Source organism: Streptomyces hygroscopicus, from assembly GCF_026168105.1.
Lineage (GTDB): Bacteria > Actinomycetota > Actinomycetes > Streptomycetales > Streptomycetaceae > Streptomyces > Streptomyces hygroscopicus_D.
The window spans coordinates 1-16,089 of the sequence record NZ_LBMW01000019.1; the positions used below are offsets into that span (position 1 = coordinate 1).

18 protein-coding genes are annotated in these 16,089 nt (G+C 71.2%); 14 read left to right on the forward strand and 4 right to left on the reverse strand.

What is annotated here, in order from left to right; all coding sequences use genetic code 11:
* Positions 1-1,351, reverse strand: a 1,351-nt coding sequence (locus tag AAW14_RS19340; protein ID WP_265565134.1) for a condensation domain-containing protein, incomplete at its 3' end; no start/stop codon positions are given.
* Positions 1,352-1,413: 62 nt separating this feature from the next.
* A complete protein-coding gene (locus tag AAW14_RS19345) occupies positions 1,414-1,614 on the reverse strand; it encodes an MbtH family protein (RefSeq protein WP_265565135.1) in 201 nt (66 codons plus the stop codon).
* 310 nt (positions 1,615-1,924) lie between these two features.
* Between AAW14_RS19345 and AAW14_RS19350 the strand changes: the two genes are divergently transcribed.
* Complete coding sequence (locus AAW14_RS19350; protein WP_265565136.1) at positions 1,925-3,121, forward strand: beta-ketoacyl synthase N-terminal-like domain-containing protein; 1,197 nt, start codon at positions 1,925-1,927, stop codon at positions 3,119-3,121.
* A gap of 54 nt (positions 3,122-3,175) precedes the next feature.
* Positions 3,176-4,915 carry a phytoene desaturase family protein gene (locus AAW14_RS19355; RefSeq protein ID WP_265565137.1) on the forward strand — a complete coding sequence of 580 codons (1,740 nt, stop codon included), beginning with the start codon at positions 3,176-3,178 and terminating at the stop codon, positions 4,913-4,915.
* Here AAW14_RS19355 and AAW14_RS19360 read toward each other — a convergent pair.
* Positions 4,905-5,567, reverse strand: a complete 663-nt coding sequence (locus AAW14_RS19360) for a class I SAM-dependent methyltransferase (RefSeq protein WP_265565138.1) — start codon at positions 5,565-5,567, stop codon at positions 4,905-4,907. The two genes, AAW14_RS19355 and AAW14_RS19360, sit on opposite strands and share 11 nt — an antisense overlap.
* Positions 5,568-5,629: 62 nt before the next feature.
* Positions 5,630-6,406 carry a phenylalanine 4-monooxygenase gene (locus AAW14_RS19365; protein WP_265565139.1) on the reverse strand — a complete coding sequence of 259 codons (777 nt, stop codon included), beginning with the start codon at positions 6,404-6,406 and terminating at the stop codon, positions 5,630-5,632.
* Between the two features lie 238 nt (positions 6,407-6,644).
* On the opposite strand from AAW14_RS19365, the gene AAW14_RS19370 reads away from it, so the two are divergent.
* The 12 genes from AAW14_RS19370 (at position 6,645) to AAW14_RS19425 (ending at position 16,086) form a co-directional block, all read left to right on the forward strand.
* Positions 6,645-6,902, forward strand: a complete 258-nt coding sequence (locus AAW14_RS19370) for an acyl carrier protein (RefSeq protein ID WP_265565140.1) — start codon at positions 6,645-6,647, stop codon at positions 6,900-6,902.
* Between the two features lie 37 nt (positions 6,903-6,939).
* Positions 6,940-8,229 (forward strand): beta-ketoacyl-[acyl-carrier-protein] synthase family protein, encoded by a 1,290-nt coding sequence (locus tag AAW14_RS19375; protein ID WP_265565141.1) that lies wholly within the window; start codon positions 6,940-6,942, stop codon positions 8,227-8,229.
* The gene (locus AAW14_RS19380; RefSeq protein WP_265565142.1) at positions 8,226-9,365 is read left to right on the forward strand and encodes a beta-ketoacyl-[acyl-carrier-protein] synthase family protein; all 1,140 of its coding nucleotides are present in this window, start codon (positions 8,226-8,228) and stop codon (positions 9,363-9,365) included. Before AAW14_RS19375 ends, AAW14_RS19380 begins: the two co-directional genes overlap by 4 nt.
* Positions 9,365-10,390, forward strand: a complete 1,026-nt coding sequence (locus AAW14_RS19385; RefSeq protein WP_265565143.1) for a beta-ketoacyl synthase N-terminal-like domain-containing protein — start codon at positions 9,365-9,367, stop codon at positions 10,388-10,390. Before AAW14_RS19380 ends, AAW14_RS19385 begins: the two co-directional genes overlap by 1 nt.
* Before the next feature lie 7 nt (positions 10,391-10,397).
* Positions 10,398-11,342: an alpha/beta fold hydrolase gene (locus AAW14_RS19390; RefSeq protein ID WP_265565144.1), complete on the forward strand. Its 945-nt coding sequence runs from the start codon at positions 10,398-10,400 to the stop codon at positions 11,340-11,342.
* Positions 11,339-12,355, forward strand: coding sequence for a hypothetical protein (locus tag AAW14_RS19395; protein ID WP_265565145.1), 1,017 nt, complete (start codon positions 11,339-11,341; stop codon positions 12,353-12,355). The genes AAW14_RS19390 and AAW14_RS19395 overlap by 4 nt, the downstream gene beginning before the upstream one ends.
* Positions 12,352-13,467: a beta-ketoacyl synthase N-terminal-like domain-containing protein gene (locus AAW14_RS19400; RefSeq protein WP_265565146.1), complete on the forward strand. Its 1,116-nt coding sequence runs from the start codon at positions 12,352-12,354 to the stop codon at positions 13,465-13,467. Before AAW14_RS19395 ends, AAW14_RS19400 begins: the two co-directional genes overlap by 4 nt.
* On the forward strand, positions 13,460-14,206 hold the full coding sequence (gene fabG / locus AAW14_RS19405) for a 3-oxoacyl-[acyl-carrier-protein] reductase (protein WP_265565147.1): 747 nt from the start codon (positions 13,460-13,462) through the stop codon (positions 14,204-14,206). The genes AAW14_RS19400 and fabG overlap by 8 nt, the downstream gene beginning before the upstream one ends.
* Before the next feature lie 56 nt (positions 14,207-14,262).
* A complete protein-coding gene (locus AAW14_RS19410; protein WP_265565148.1) occupies positions 14,263-14,988 on the forward strand; it encodes a 2-hydroxychromene-2-carboxylate isomerase in 726 nt (241 codons plus the stop codon).
* Positions 14,989-15,057: 69 nt separating this feature from the next.
* Positions 15,058-15,315, forward strand: coding sequence for an acyl carrier protein (locus AAW14_RS19415; RefSeq protein ID WP_265565149.1), 258 nt, complete (start codon positions 15,058-15,060; stop codon positions 15,313-15,315).
* Positions 15,312-15,671, forward strand: a complete 360-nt coding sequence (locus AAW14_RS19420; RefSeq protein WP_265565150.1) for a hypothetical protein — start codon at positions 15,312-15,314, stop codon at positions 15,669-15,671. The genes AAW14_RS19415 and AAW14_RS19420 overlap by 4 nt, the downstream gene beginning before the upstream one ends.
* A 1-nt stretch (position 15,672) precedes the next feature.
* Positions 15,673-16,086 (forward strand): DsrE family protein, encoded by a 414-nt coding sequence (locus AAW14_RS19425; protein ID WP_265565151.1) that lies wholly within the window; start codon positions 15,673-15,675, stop codon positions 16,084-16,086.
* Positions 16,087-16,089: the final 3 nt, after the last annotated feature.

Here is a 16,089-nt window from a genome sequence, read left to right on the forward strand (position 1 = left end):
GGACCGCACCACCGGACCACTCACCCAACACCAGCTTCTCCTCGGCCGGTTCGGTCAGCTCGACCTCACCCACCCGGATGCCGGGATTGTCAGCCATCGCCCGCAGTACCCGCAGGAAACCCCGCTGGTGCGCGGCCAGTTCATCGGCGCTGTACAGCTCGCCGTTGGCGTCGAAGCCGATCCGCAGGCCCTGCCCGTCACCCCGGTCGTACACGCTGACCGACAGGTCCTCGGCCAGCCCGCCGGCGAGGTTGTGCGAGACCATCCGGTTGCCCGCGAAGCCTCGGTCGTGGCTGTACGGCAGTACGTTGACCGTCGGTCCGACCAGCGGCTCGTCGGTGTGCGCCAGCCCCAGGTCGCGGCGGATGTCCTCGTAGCGGTAGCGCTGGTGGCGCAGCGCGGCGCGGGCCTCCCGCAGGACCTGCCGGGTCAGCTGCTCCAGGCTCATTCCGGCCGTCACGTCGAGGCGCAGCGGCAGCAGGTTGGACAGCATGCCGGGGACGGCCTTGGCGGCGCTCTCGGCACGCGCGGTGACCGGAAGGCCGATCAGCAGGTCGCGACGGCCGGTGAGCCGGTGCAGATAGGCGGCGACCGCGGCGACGACGACGGTGGGCAGCGCCCGGCCGGTGGCCGCGGTCAGCCGGGTGTGCTCGTCCGGCGTGAGCCGGGCGGAGTGGCGGATGGTGCCGCCCCCGGTGTTCCCCGCGCGGCGGGCGAGGGTGGCCGCTTCCGGCCGGTCGGCCAGCCGCTCGATCCAGTGGGCCCGGTCGAGCGCGAACTGCTCCGAGGAACGGTAGGCGGCATCGTCGTCGATCAGTTCCCGCAGCGCGCCGAGGCGGCCGTCCTCGACGCCCCGGCCGGCGGCCAGCGCCGTGTACACGTCCGCGACGCGGCGAACGAACACGGCGCCGCTGTAGCCGTCCATGATGCTGTGGTGGAACCGCTGGTACCAGAAGTACCGGTCCTGGGAAACCTTGAACAGGGCCACCGCGTGCAGCGGGCCGTCGAGGAGGTCGGCGGGCCGGGCCAGTTCGTCCGACATCCAGGCGACCGCGGCCTCTTCGGGATGCGGTTCGGAACTGACGTCGAGGACGGGCACGTCGACGTGCGGCGTGGCCTCCACGATCTGCCAGGGCTGTTCGTCGTCCTCGACGAACCGCACACGCATGGCGTCGGTCTCCTGGAAGGCCCGGCGCCAGGCCGCGTCGAACAGCGCGGGATCGACGGGACCCCGGATGTCGAAGTACTCGGCGATCTGGTACTTGCGGCCGCTGTGGTCCAGCTGGTGACCGAACCACACACCACGCTGGGCAGCCGAGAGCGGAAGGCGGGCGTCGTGGACACCAGTCATTGTTGTTTCCCCGTGACGTAGTTCACTGAATTGCGATGGACGACGGCAGAAGAACCGTTGTGTCAGGCGGCTTCGCGAAGACTCTTCGGCCGCATATCGGTCCAGTGCTCGTTGACGTATTCCAACGCGGCCGCACGGCTCGCGTCGCTCAGTTCGACCTGCCAGCCCGCGGGTATCTCGGCGAAGGCGGGCCAAAGCGAATACTGGCCCTCGTCGTTCACCAGAACAGAGAACACGCCGTCCGGGTCGTCAAAAGGATTCACGTTGGCTCGACTCTTCCGTTCGCTCGGCCTGTAATTGGCGCCGTACGGCACCCCGATGCTGCACAGAATTCACGGCCGTTCCCTGTCCCGCAAGGAGGGGGACAGCACGGGACGGAACGAGACAGCAGTCCTCCTCCGGACACCGGCCCGTTCGCCGTTTCGCGCGTCTGAATCTGTCCCGTCCTGTCCCACGCTTGCGGGACAGGCTTTCGCCGCGGAATCTGAGTCGAAGATTGCGGTCACGTACGGAATCCACGGTGGAGGACGGCGGTTGAACACCGCGACAGCAGAAGGAGTACGGGTGGAGGGCGTGCGCACGAACGGGCCGGTCATCACGGCATGGTCCGCGGTATCACCATTCGGAATCGGCGCCGCGCCTTTCCGGGCGGGGCTGCGGGCCGGACGACCGGCCGTGGACGCGGAGGTGCCGGGCGGTCCCGAGAATGAACGGGCGCGTCTGGTTCCGGGCTTTGACGCGCGGGAAGTGCTGGGCCGCAAGGGAACCCGCTCGATGGACCGGGTCACGGCGCTGGCGCTGACCGCGGTCGGCCGCGTGCTGGGCCCGGACGCCGGCGGCACCACCGCGGCGGACGGATCGCCACGTCCCGGCACCGGACCGTTCCCCGACGCCACCAGCGGCGGCAGCAAGCCCACCGGGCTGGTGCTCGGTACCACCACCGGCAGCCCGCAGAGCATCATGGACTTCACCCGTGACTCGATCACCGGCGAGCGGCCCTACCTCGTCGATCCGGCCCGGTTCCCCAACACCGTGATGAACTGCGCGGCCGGTCGGAGTGCCATCCGCTACGGCCTCCGGGGCCCCAACGCGACGATCGCCGGGGGCCGGTCCGCCGGACTCCTGGCGCTGAAGTACGCCCACCGGCTGCAGCGCAACGACCGGGCGGACACGGTGCTCTGCGGAGGCGCCGAAGAGTACATGCCCGTCCGCGGCTGGCTGCACCACCATTCCCGGCGAACTGGCTCGGACGGCGCCGCGGCCGTGCCCGGCAGCGGCGGTCCGGTACTCGGCGAGGGCTGCGCGGTGCTGCGCCTCGACCCGGCGGGCACGTTGCCGGACGGCACCGGGCTGGCCGAAGTGGCGGCACTCGAATTCGGCGTCGTCACCGGGACCCTCGGCATCCGGGAGGTTCTGGCCTCCTGCCTGCGTCGCGCCCTGTCCCGCACCCCGTTCACCGCGGACAGCGTGTGGGCGGTCGCGCCCTGCCAGGCTCCGGGCGCCGCGGGCGTTGCCGAACGGGACGCGCTGGCCGAAGTGCTGGGCAGTGCAAGCCCGTTGCGCCTGGCCTGTTCGGACCTCATAGGGGACACCGCGGCCGCTGCCGCCACCTTCCAGATCGCGGCGGTGCTGGCCCTCGCCCACTCGTCGCCGGCGGCGGTGGACCGCGCGGCCCTGGTGACCTCGGTCGACCAGGACGGCACCGTCGGCTGCGCCGTCCTGCGGCTGCTGCCCGGCGCGGCGTCCCACGGCCGGGACACCGCGGCCTGACCCTGCCTCATCGGGCACGACACCCCCGGACCGACCACGCGAGACGGACTTCCTGTGACCGACAAAACTCCTGGCTGGGACGCCATCGTCGTGGGCGGCGGCCTCGGCGGCCTCACCTGCGCCGCCTACCTGGCCGTGACCGGCCACCGCGTCCTGGTCCTGGAACAGCACGACTGGGCCGGCGGCAACAGCCATGTCTTCCGGCGCCGCCGCGCCTACGAGTTCGACGTGGGCGTGCACTACGTCGGTGACTGCGGTCCGGACGGCATCGTGCCCTCGATCCTGCGCGGACTCGGAGCCAGGGACCGAGTGACGTTCCGCCAGCTCGATCCGGACCGCTTCGACCGGATCGAGCTGCCCGGTCTGAGTGTCGATGTCCCCTCGGACTGGACCGCGTACCGTGAACGGCTGCGGCACGCCCTGCCCGCGGACCACGCGGGCCTGGACACCTTCCTGAGCATCTGCCGTGCCGTGGCGGCGGAGCAGCGCGGGTCCCTGCTGGCGCCGGCCGACCTGCCGGTCGCCGAGCGGCTGGCGAGCGCGCCGACGGTCCAGCAGTGGGGGGCGCGCACCCTCGGGGACCTGTTCGAGCACTGCGCGCTGTCGACGGTCGCCCGCACCGTACTGGCGGCGCAGTCGCCCAACTACGGGCTGGGGCCGGGGCAGGCCACGGTGTGGACGCACGCCACGATCATCGACCACTATCTGCGCGGCGCGTACTACCCGGTCGGTGGCGGCCAAATGCTGGCCGCCACGCTGACCGAGGTGATCGAGGCGCACGGCGGCGAACTGCGCACCCGAAGCAGAGTCGCCCGCATCGAGGTCGACGGCCGCGCCGTCACGGGCGTCACCCTCACCGACGGCGCCCGTCTGGCCGCCCCCCTGGTGATTTCCAACGCCGACTACCGACGGACCGTGCTGGACCTGGTGGGCCCCGAGCACTTCAGCAAGGTCATTGTCAGGAACACCCGTGAGGCCGCCGTCTCGCTGCCGTTCGCCACGCTGTACGTGGCGCTGGACAGGGAGCTGCCCGAGCGGCCCGAGGCCAATCTGTGGTGGTACGGAGTGCGCGACATCGAGGCGCTGTACCGGGACCTGGAACAGGGCCGCCGGCCCCGGGAAGTGCGGTCCCTGTTCGTCTCGTTCAGCTCGCCGAGGGATCCGGACGCATCCCACGCCTGCCCGCCCGGGCATGCCAACTTCCAGCTGATGACGCTGTGTCCGCCCGGTTATGAGCACTGGGGCGTGACCCGGGGGCCCGCCGACGGCGGACGCTACCGGCGTGAGCCCGGCTATCTCGCGGAGAAGGCGCGGTTCACCGAGGCACTTCTACGGGCCGGGGAGCAGGCGCTCGGGCCGTTCCGGGACCACATCACGCATCTCGAACTGGCCACCCCGCTCTCCCAGGAGCGCTACACGCTGTCCACCGGCGGCACGCCGTACGGCCTGGCCCGCTGGGGCCGGACCGGGGCGCGGCCCGGCACCGCGACGGGTGTGGCGGGACTGCACGTCGTCGGCCAGAGCACCCGTTACGGCAGCGGTGTCGCCGGGGTCATGGTCGGCGGAGTGATGTGCGCGGCGCGGATCACGGGGCGGGCACTGATGGCCGAGGTGTACCACGGCGCCGTTCTCGGCGACCGGGCGCTGCTGCCGGAACGGGGGGCCGGCTGGGACCCGCTGGCCGTCTCCCGTGGCGCCGCCCGGGCCGCCGCCCGCGGCCTGGCCCGGCTGGGCCGGCCGCGGAGGGCGGGGCCGGAAGCCGCCACGGAGGACGGCGTCCCGGTCAGCGCTTGACGGCCAAGGTCAGCCCGTCGGCGTAGGGGAGCATGCTGATGTGCACCCGGTCGTCCGCGTAGACCTTGGAGTTGAACGCCCGCAGGGCCCGGGTGTCCTCGTCCTGCACGGAGTCGTCGACCACGTTCCCGGACCACAGCACATTGTCCGCGACGAGCAGACCCCCGGGCCGCAGCAGCGTCAGCGCGTGCTCGTAGTACTGCTCGTAGCCGGGCTTGTCGGCGTCGAGGAAGGCGAAGTCGTAGGACCCGGCCGCGCCTTCCTCGGCGACCAGCGTGGCGAGGGTCGCACGGGCGTCGCCGATCCTGAGGTCCACCTTGCCGGCGACCCCGGCCCGCTCGCAGTGGTCGAGCGCGACCTTGGCCCACTCGTCGCTGATGTCGCAGGCAGTCACAACACCGTCGGCAGGCAGCGCCAACGCCGTGCTGAGCAGGCTGTAGCCGGTGAAGACGCCGACCTCGAGCGTCCTCCTTGCGCCCACCGCGCGCAGCAGCAGCCGCATGAACTGCCCCTGTTCCGGCGAGATCTGCATATTGCGCTCGGGCATCGCTCCGGTGAACTCCCGCAGTTCACGCAGCACTTCCGGCTCGCGCAAGGAGTGGTCGGCGACGTAGTTCTGCACGGACTCGGTCACATCGAGCTGTATCCGCATGGTTGTGCACCTCGCTGTTGTCGGTTGACGCGGCGTGCGGGCGGCACGCCGTCGGGAGTGGGCTACTTCACGTTGTCCAGGAACTGCCGTACGTCGTTGGACAGCCGGGTGACCGAGTCCGCGACGAAGAGCAGCGGCTGGCACTCCTTGTCGCTGTAGTCCTGGCGGATCACGTCCGCCACGTCGAAGTCCCTCAGCTCGACGTGGCGGAAGGACTCCAGCTCGGCGACGGAGGACAGGATGGCCGCGCCGTAAGCGCGCAGCTCGCCCTGCTCCCGTATCACCCCGGTCTCGATCGTGAACCAGAAGACGCGGCACACGGCATCCAGGGCCTCCTTCGTGCGGGCTCGCCGGGCCGCCCGGCCGAAGGCCCGGTACAGGTCGGCGAAGACCGGGTCGGCCAGCATGACCGCATGCCCGACGAGTTCATGGATGACGTCCGGCTCGGGCGAGTGGAACGGCGCCCTGGGAGAGCGCAGATACTGCGTCGCGAAGAAGCCGTTGTCCTCGAACTCGCCGTAGAACTTGCGGGCCGCCACAACCCCTTCGGCCGGGTACAGCCGGAATCCGCAGGTCTCGGTCAGTACTTCGGAGACCTCGTCCAGCTGGGGAACACGGTCGGTCGGCAGCACGATGCGTGCGGCCGCCCGCAGGTAGTTTGAGCAGGCCAGATCCCGGTGCAGGGCGGACAGTTTGGACGTCACGGTCTCCCACAGGGCGTGTTCGTCCGGGGTGTACGAGATGCGCGGCAGCGGATCGCCCTTCTGCCATTCGGCGGCAATTCGCTTGCGCAGTGCGGTTCTGGCCTCGTAATCGTCGTCCGCGGAGGTCGATTCCACGCCGGTGGCGATTGCCGAAAGTGCCTCGCTGTTCAAGGATTCCCCCTGGGAACGATTGGCTGAGCGGCACCGATTCTAAAGAGCGGTTACCGTCGAGCGCCCCACTATTCTGCTGTCTCGTTCTGTCCCATGCCGTCCCCCGCCTTGCGGGACACACGGGACGCAACCAACAGTGGTGTCAACAACAACGCCCCTGTAACCGCAGGGGCGTCTACGATTCAGCACGGATGGGAAACCAATGGTGTCGACGACCACCGATGAGCGCTACGCCAAGGTCCGGGAAATAATCTGCGACGTCCTCGAAATCGAGGAGGACGAGATCGAACCGGAGGCTCTCTTCGTCGAGAACTACGGCGCCGACTCGCTGCAGGCAATCGAGATCCTGTCCTCCCTCGAGAAGAGTTTCGGTATTGTCATCGACCAGTCCGAGCTCGCCCGCATGGTGAACCTGGAGGCCGTCAACGACGTGGTGACCGAAGCCTTCGAGAAGAAGTAACGGCTGCTCGATATCCAACCACTCAAAACGGGGCCTGATGGTGTCAACTTTCGCTGGAAAACTGCCGAGGGACGCGGCCCGACGCGTCGTGCTGACCGGGTTCGGCGTGGTGTCGAGCATCGGGACCGGGGTGGAGGAGTTCACGGCGGGGCTGCGGGCCGGGCGCAGCGGTGCCAAACCCATCACCGCCTTCGAGACCGAGGGGTTCGAGCACTCCATCGGCTGCGGGGTCACCGACTTCGCACCGGAGCAGTGGATCAAGGACCTCCCTCTGGACTCGCTCGGTCCCGCCACCCGGTTCGCGGTCTCGGCGGCCCGCATGGCCGTCGAGGATGCCGGACTGGACCCGGCGGTGCTGCGACGGCAACGCGGCATGGTCTCCATCGGCACCACCGACGGCGAGTCGCACGACCTGGACCAGCTCGTCGCGACCGAACTCGCCGACGGCCCCGAGGCCATGGACCCGCGGGTCGCGGCGCGCATCCCGGCGGGGCGGCTGTCCGCCGCGATCGCCCAGGAGCTGGGCCTGACCGACGTCGAGGCCGTCACCATCCCGACCGCCTGCGCGGCCGGCAACTATGCGATCGGCTACGGCTACGACGCGGTGCGCTCCGGCGATGTGGACTTCGCCCTGTGCGGCGGCGCGGACGCGATGTGCCGCAAGACCTTCGCCGGCTTCTACCGGCTGGGCACCATCGCGCCCGACTGCTGCCGCCCGTTCGACGTGGACCGCAAGGGCATCCTCACCGGCGAGGGCGCGGGCGTACTCGTCCTGGAAAGCCTCCAGTCCGCGCTTCGGCGCGGCGCCCGCATCTATGCCGAAGTGCTCGGCTACGGCCTCAACTGCGACGCGTACCACCAGGTCGCGCCCGACCAGGACGGCGTGGCCCGCGCGATGTCCCTGGCCCTGCAGGACGCCGGGGTCGAGCCCGGCGAGGTCGATCTGATCTCCGCGCACGGCACCGGAACCAAGGCCAACGACGTGACCGAGACCAGGGCCATCCGGGACGTCTTCGGCGCGGAGCCGCCGCGCACGGTCTCCATCAAGTCGATGCTGGGGCACAGCATGGGCGCCGCGAGCGCGCTGGCCGCCATCGCCTGCTCACTCGCAATCGTGCACCGCTTCATCCCGCCGACGATCAATCACACCCGCACCGACCCCGACTGCGCCGTCGACTGCGTACCCAACGAGGCGGTCGAGGCGGACCTGAGGGTCGTCCAGAACAACGGCCTGGCCTTCGGAGGCAACAACGCGGTGGTCGTCCTGGGACGTTACGACGGCAATGCACAGGCGGAGGACGCGACGGCGGCCGGAGTGATGGCGTGATCCCGTCCGACGCCCATGCCGTGGCCGGCATCGGAGCGCTGGCCTCGGTCGGCAGCACCACCGACGAGATCTTCGAGAGCCTGTGTGCCGGCCGCTCCGGGCTGGCCCCGATGCGCGGCTTCGACCCGGACTGCTTCGGCGCGGGCCACCTCTACGAGATCGACGACCGCCCCGCCACGGGCGACGTACCGCTGCGCGCCACTGCCTTCCTGCTGGACGCAGTCGCACAGGCTCTCGCCGACGCCGGGCTCGGCGACAACCTCGGCGGCATTCCGGTGCTTGTCGGCTCGGGCCTGCGGGAGCTGCGCTCGGTGGAACTGCGCCACCGGGGCGCCGCGTTCGACGCCGCTCAACTGCACTTCGGCACCGCGCTGCGCCGACGGTTCGGCGCCACCATGACGCACACCGTCTCCAACGCCTGCTCAGCGTCCCTGTACGCGCTGGCGATGGGGACGGACCTGCTCGACGCAGGTGCCGCCGACACCGTAGTGGTGGCCGGAGTGGACTCCATCACCGAGAGCATGTTCGCCAACGCCGACCGGCTGCAGTCGGTCCCGCCGGACACAGTGCGGCCCTTCGACCGCGACCGGCGGGGCACGATCCTCGGTGAGGGTGCCGCGGCCGTCGTGCTCCGGCGCGGCACGGCGCCCGACGCCGCCCGGCACGGTGCGGTACGCGGCGTGGCCGTCAACTGCGATGCCCAGCACGCCACCGCGCCGGACCGGGTCAGCATCGCCGCGGCGATGCGCGACGCGTACCACCGAGCGGCCGTCACCCCGTCCGACATCGACCTGGTCATGCTGCACGGCACCGGCACCCACGCCAACGACGAGGCCGAGGCGGGGGCGCTCGCCGAGGTTTTCGGCCCGCAGATGTCCCGGCCGCTGATGACCGCGATGAAGTCGATGACCGGCCACACCTCCGGCGCCTCCGGACTGCACAGCCTGATCACCGCGTTGCAGTCGTTCCGGCGCCGCCGCGTGCCGCCGACGCTCGGCCTGGACCACCCGATCGAGCAGGCTGCCGGATTCCGGTTCGTGCGCGGCGCGGCGGCACCGTCGGCTGCGCGGCTCGCGCAGATCAACGCGTTCGGATTCGGCGGCATCAACGCCGTGGCAATCGTGGAGGCACCCTGATGCAGGCGGTCATGACGGCGGTGGGCCTGGCGCTCCCCGGTGCCGGGGCACCGGCGGAGCTGCTCCTGCCCGCGCCCCCTGAGGCGCCCCCCGTGGACCCAGCAGCGCTCATCGGCAAGAAGGGACTGCGCTACCAGGACAGGGCCACCCAGCTGGCCCTGTGCGCGGCCGACGACGCACTGCGCCATGCTGGGCTTCTGACCGGCCCGGCCGAGGCGCCGCCACGCGGCACCGTCGACGGCGCGCCGCGGCGGAACGTCCTGACGGTGCCCGCCGAGTCGGTCGCCGTGGTGGCCAGCTCCAACCTCGGCAACCTGGACACGGTGCAGGAGGTCGTACAGGTCGTGGCCCGGACCGGCAGCAGCCGGTTGACCAGCCCGATCGTCACCCCCCGGCTGTCCAGCAACGTCGTCGCGTCGGAGACCGCCATCCGGTTCACCTGCCGGGGCCCGAACCTGATGCTCTGCAACGGGCCCGCCTCGGGCCTGGACGCCGTCTTCTGGGCGATGACCCTGCTGGCCGCGGGCCGTGCGGAGCACGTGCTGGTCGTCGGTGTCGAACCCGCCACCACGGCGGCCGGTGAACTCCTCGGCGAAGACCGGGTGATCGACGCCGCGGTGGCCCTCGTGCTGGAGCGCCCCGAGCGGGCCCTGGCACGCGGAGCCACGGTCCTGGCCCGGCTCGGCCGCTACCTCCGCAGCGGCGACCCGCGATCCTGTGTCGCGGCCCTGTCGGGACGCTCTCCGGCGGCCGGAGCCGGTCCCGTCGCCCCGGAGCGTGTCACCGTGGCGGCCTGGACGGGCCCGGAAGGCCACCACGCGGCCGACGGCCTGCTGCCGGGCGTGCTCCGGTACGCTCCGGCCGAAGGCCGCGGGACCGCCTCCGGCGCACTGGGTGTCCTGCAATGCGCCACCGCAGCCGGCCACTTCGGCGCCGGAGGCCAGGGCCCGTTCCTCGCCGTCGCGGGCTCCGCGGCCGACGACGCGACGGCAGGTCTCCTCCTGCACCGTCCGGACGGGCGGTAGTGCCACGGTGAGGGACGCAACGGACCAGACGCACGGTACCGCCCGCCGCGACCCGGCCGGGGACCGGCAGCAGCCGATCCTGCTGCGGCGCCGCACCTGCCGGCCGCCCACGGCGGCCGACGGCCCACGGATCCTGCTGCTGCACGGCCTCGCCAACAGCGGCACCGTATGGGACACGCTGTGCGACCACGCCGCACGGCACGACGGGCTGCGCTCCGCCGAGTTGTGGACCGCCGACCTCCCCTGGCGCGCCAGCGGGCTGCCCCAGTGGAATCACCGTACGGATGCGGCCACCTGGGCCGGACGTGCGCTGGAAGCGGCGCGGGATGCCGGGGGCGCCGACATCGTCGTCGCCCACTCCTACGCGGCCACCGCGGTGCTGTCCTGGCTGTGCCGGGAAGCCGGACCGCACACCGACGCCCGCAGCGAGGACGGGATCCGCGGCCTCGTCCTGGTGTCCCCGTTCTTCCGGGACCGGCCCGCGGACATCGGCTGGGACCTGGTCGCCAACCTCGCCGAGGACCTCACCGACGCCATGGAGGAGGGCATCCGCGCAGTCGCCGGTGAGCGCGGCAGGCCCGCGCTGCGCCGCGCCATGGCCGAGCGCGTGACCGAGTCGATCGGTCCCTACGGCTGGTACCGCTTCCTGGAGCTCTACATGAGCACGCCGTGGCTGCGCACCGACGCGCTGCACGTGCCCACGCTCGTCGTCTCCGGTACCGCCGACGCCATCGCGGATCCGGCCGAGGGCCACGCCCTCGTCGAGCGTCTGGGCTCGGCCAGTTGGCGCCCGATCGACGGCGGCGGCCACTTCCCCATGGTCGAGCAACCCGAGCGGCTGGCCCGCACACTCGCCGAATTCACCGCACGGGTCGGCGCCGGCCCGCGAACAGCCAGCGGCGGCCCGGGCCCCCGGTCGCTGCCCCCCAGCACATCGGAGCGTAAACAGTGATCGACACCAGCACGATCGACACCAGCGTGCGCAAGCTGCTCACCGAGGAGTCCTCGGTCACGCTGAGCCCGTCGTACGAGGGCGCCAACATCGGCACGTACATCGGCTTCAAGCACGTCAACTACCTGATCGAGAAGGCCGTCATCGAGCACTTCCGGGCAGCCGGGCTGCCGGTCGGCGAGCTCTATCAGCAGTACGGCCTCGGCTTCGACGTCGTCGACCTGGCCGCCAAGCTGCGCGGCGGGATGTACGTCGACGACCAGGCGCTGCTGCGGGTGCGGCCCGTGGCCGGGGACCCGGCGGACACCCTCGGGTTCCAGGTGAGCGTCTTCGTGCCCCGCAACGGCGAGTCGAAGAAGATCGTCACCGGCTCCGTCAAGGCGGTACTGCGGCTCGACGAGGACGTCCGCCGGCTGCCCGACCGTCTCCCGACACCCGTTGCGCTCGCCCCCTTCACCGTGCGGGAGATCGGCCCGGCCAAGGCCGGCGCCGAGGTGCCCGGGCCGCTCGCGCCGCTGGTCTCCGGCGGCACCGTGGACCACGACCCGGTGCTCGACCAGCTGCTCGCCGGCCGCAACGGCTACGGCTGGCGGATGCGCGTGCCCTACCCGTACGTGCACTTCTTCGAGCGGGTGCAGATGACCGCCTACCTGCGGCTGATGGAAGAGGCAAAGCACCGGTTCGTGGACTCCCGGGGCATCTCCATCGGCCGGCAGCTCGGAACTCGGAACTGGATTCCCCTGGTGACCGAGTCCCGTATCGAGATGGTGGGCGAGGCGCTGCTGGAGGAGGACCTCTACTGCACCTACGAGGTCACCGACATCTTCAAGAACCTGCACTACACCTCACGGATGGACTGCCACGTGGTCCGCGACGGGCGGCTGTTGCAGGTCGCCACCGGCACCATCACGCACGGCTACGCGGTCCCCGAGAACGGCAACCAGGCCCGCATCGTCAGCCTCGACGACACCATCATGAGGGCGCTGCGCGGCACCGGGGACGGCCCGGCGTGACGCGCGCGGTGATATCCGCCTGGGCCGCGGTCTCGCCGTTCGGCATCGGCGGCACGGCTTTCGCGCACGGCGTGGCAGCCGGCCGACGCGCGGTGACGCCGCTCGGCCCCGGCACGGGCCCGGTGCCGCAGGACCGCGCCGCCGCGGTGCCCGGCTTCGACGTGCGGGAGGTGCTCGGCCGCAAGGGAACCCGGTCCCTGGACCGGGTCAGCGCGCTGTCTCTGGCCACCGTCGACCAACTCCTCGGCTCCGACGGGCGCCACCGCCAGGTGGCCACCGGTGAGCACGCGGCGGTCGTGCTCGGCACAACCCTCGGCAGCGCCAAGAGCATGATGGACATCACCCGGGACACCCTGACCCAGGAGCTGCCGTACTTCATCGACGCGGCGCGCATCCCGAACGCCGTGATGAACAGCGCCGCCGCCCAGTGCGCGATCCGGCACGGCATCAAGGGGCCCAATACGACAGTCGCCGGGGGCCGGACGGCGGGCCTGTTCGCGCTGCGGTACGCCCTGCGGCTGCTCTCGACGGGGCGGGCCCGCGCGGTGCTGTGCGGCGGGGCCGAGGAGCTCACCGGGGAACGGGCGTGGCTGGAGCACCACGGAAGCGGCACACCTGCCTCCGCGGCGCTCGGTGAGGGCTGCGGAATGTTCCTGGTCGAGCCCTCGGCCGAGGCGGCCGTGACCGACGCGCCGCCGGTCCTGGCGGAGATCCTGGCCGTCGAGACCGCGGTGCACACAGGCGAGGCGTGGGCGGGTACCGCCGCCGACTGCCTGCGGCGCGCGCTGACCCGTGCCGGTGCCACGGCCGACGAGATCTGGGCCATCTCGCCCGCGGGCGCCGACGGGTGGGACGAGGCGGTGCGGGCGGTCTGCGCCGGGCTGCCGGACGGGCACCGCCCGGTGCGGCTGCCGGGCGACGAGACGTGGGGGGACGCCGGCGCCGCCACCGCGTCCTTCCAGATCGCCTCGGTGCTGGTGACCGCAGAGCAGGACCCGTCGGCACCGGGGCGGCTGGCCGTGGTCACCTCCTTCGACCAGGGCGGCGTCCTGGGCTGTGCGCTGCTGCGCGTGTACCCGTACGGAACGGAAACGAGGACGGAAGATGACTGACGCCATGGCACGGGTCGCCCTGGTCAGCGGTGGTTCGCGGGGCATAGGCCGCGCGGTGGTAAGGCAGTTGGCCCACGACGGATTCGACGTCGGCTTCTGCTACCGCTCCAGCGAGGAGGAGGCCCGAGAGGTGGAGAAGGAGGTGGCCGACCTCGGCCGGCGTGCCCTCGCCCGGCGGGCCGATGTGCGCGACGCCGACTCCGTACGGGCCTGGATCCAGCGGACCGAGGACGCCCTCGGGCCCATCGACGCGGCCGTGACCTCGGCGGGCATCACCAAGGACAACCCCTTGTTGCTGATGCGCGACGAGGACTGGCACGCGGTGCTGGACACCAACCTCGACGGGGTCTACAACGTGTGCCGCGCCGTGGTCTTCGGGATGATGAAGCGCAAGTCCGGCGTGATCGTCAACCTGTCCTCCGTCGCGGGCGTCCTCGGCCACGCGACCCAGACCAACTACGCGGCCTCCAAGGCGGGGATCGACGGATTCTCCCGGTCGCTCGCCAAGGAAGTGGGCAGGTACGGCATCCGGGTCAACTCCGTCGCGCCCGGTTTCATCGAGACCGACATGACCGGGGCGCTCAACGAACAGGTCCTGGAGAAGGCCAGGCAGCAGATTGCCCTGCGCCGCGTCGGACAGCCCCAAGAGGTCGCCGATCTCGTCTCGTTCCTGGTGTCGGACCGGGCCCGGTACATCACCGGGGCGGTGCTCCGGATCGACGGCGGTATCTCCCTGTAGCCACGGGGACCGATCCCTCTCCCCCCACGACCTCCAGCCGAAAAGAGGACCCCACCATGGCCAAGCCATCGGCCAAGCCGCCGCGTTGGTACTTCTCCCTCCGCAGCCCGTATTCCTGGTTCGCCTACCGCGACCTGATGGACCGGTACCGGGACGTGGCCGACGCCCTCGAGTGGATTCCCTGCTGGGAGCCGGACGACCCGACCGCGCGCCTGCTCGGCGACGCAGGAGTCGAGCTCCCCTGGGTGCCCATGTCCCGCGCCAAGAACTTCTACGTCCTCCAGGACGCGCGGCGCCTGGCACATGAGCGCGGTCTGACGATGACCTGGCCCATCGACAGGGATCCGCACTGGGACGTGGCCCACCTGGGCCACCTGGCGGCCGAGCAGGCCGGCCTGGGGCGCGCGTACGTCGACCTTGTCTACCGTGCGCGCTGGGAGCACGGCCGGGACATCTGCGACCGGGCCGTCATCGGGGACATTGCCGTTCAACTGGGCCTCGAACGAGATCGGTTGGCGGCCGCCTGCGACTCCCCGCGGCTGCAGCGCGCCGGTGCGGACGTGCTGACCAGGTCGTACCACGACGGAGCCTTCGGAGTACCGTTCTTCATCCTCGGCCGCGAGAAGTACTTCGGCACGGACCGGCTCCCGGCCTTCGTACGGGCGTTCCGCGAGACCTACGCGGCGCCGCCGGACGCGCTGCCGAACCCCGCCTCCGACGAACCGCTCGCCGGAATCACCGCGCTCGGACTCGACGCGGGACACGCCGGCGGATGCGGATAGCGGTCGCCGGCTCCCAGCCATCAACTCTTCACGCCCTGAAGTCTTCCAGAACAACAGGAGGGACCGCCCATGCGCCCCGAATCCACCATGGAAACCGCTGAACTGCGGGAGCTGATCGCCGATGTGCTGGACATCGAGCCGGACCTGATCACCGACGAGGCGAACTTCACCCGTGACCTCGGCGTCGACTCGCTCCTCGCCCTGGAGCTCGCGGTGACCCTGGAGCGGCACTACGGCATCAAGGTCGAGTCACACGAGGTCGCCGACGTGCAGACATTGACCGACGTTCGCACCTTGCTGAGCCAGAAGGTGAGCAGCCCGGCATGACCGACGCGCCCGAAGCGGCCGGCGGGGACGGCGCCCGGCCGGACTACGTCCTCGTCGGGACGAAGGCCGGGGCCACCGCACAACGGTTCCTGCGGGACGCCGTGGAACTGGCCCGTAGCGGCCACCGGGTGTGGCTCTTCCTGGTGTCGGACGGCGTCGCCACCGGGATCCGGGGCGCCGCCGGTACCGCCCTGTCCGACCTGGCCGCGGCAGGCGGCCGGATCTGGATCGACGACTTCACCCTGTCCCAACGTGCCCTGCACAAAGCACCGTTGGTGCCAGGCGCGGTCCGGGTGAGCATGGCGGAGCTGGCCGCACGGCTGATGGCCCCGGACACGAAGGTGGTGTGGCACTGACATGGCCGGCTTTGTCGAACGCCGCCGGTGGGACCTGCTGATCGTCCTCACGGCGCCTCCGCACACCGACGACACCCTGACCACCGTGCTGCGCCTTGCCCAGGCGGTCCTGGACCAGGGCAGGAGCGTGCGCATCTGGGCCTGCGGATACAACACCGTCCTCACCCAGGAGTCTCTGGGCGACAAAAAACCCGGCAATCTGCTGGCCCCCGACCGGGAGCACCCCTCGGCGGCGGGCCTGGTACGGCGGCTGGTCAGCGATCACCCCGGCCGGGTGAGCTGGATCGTGTGCACCGCGTGCAGCGCCGAACGCGGTGCCGCACACCACGTCCCGGAGGTCCGGCTGCGGTCCGTGGCCCGGCTCGCCGCCACGATGGAGGCAGCCGAACGCACCGTGTACATCGGAGGCTTCTGAACC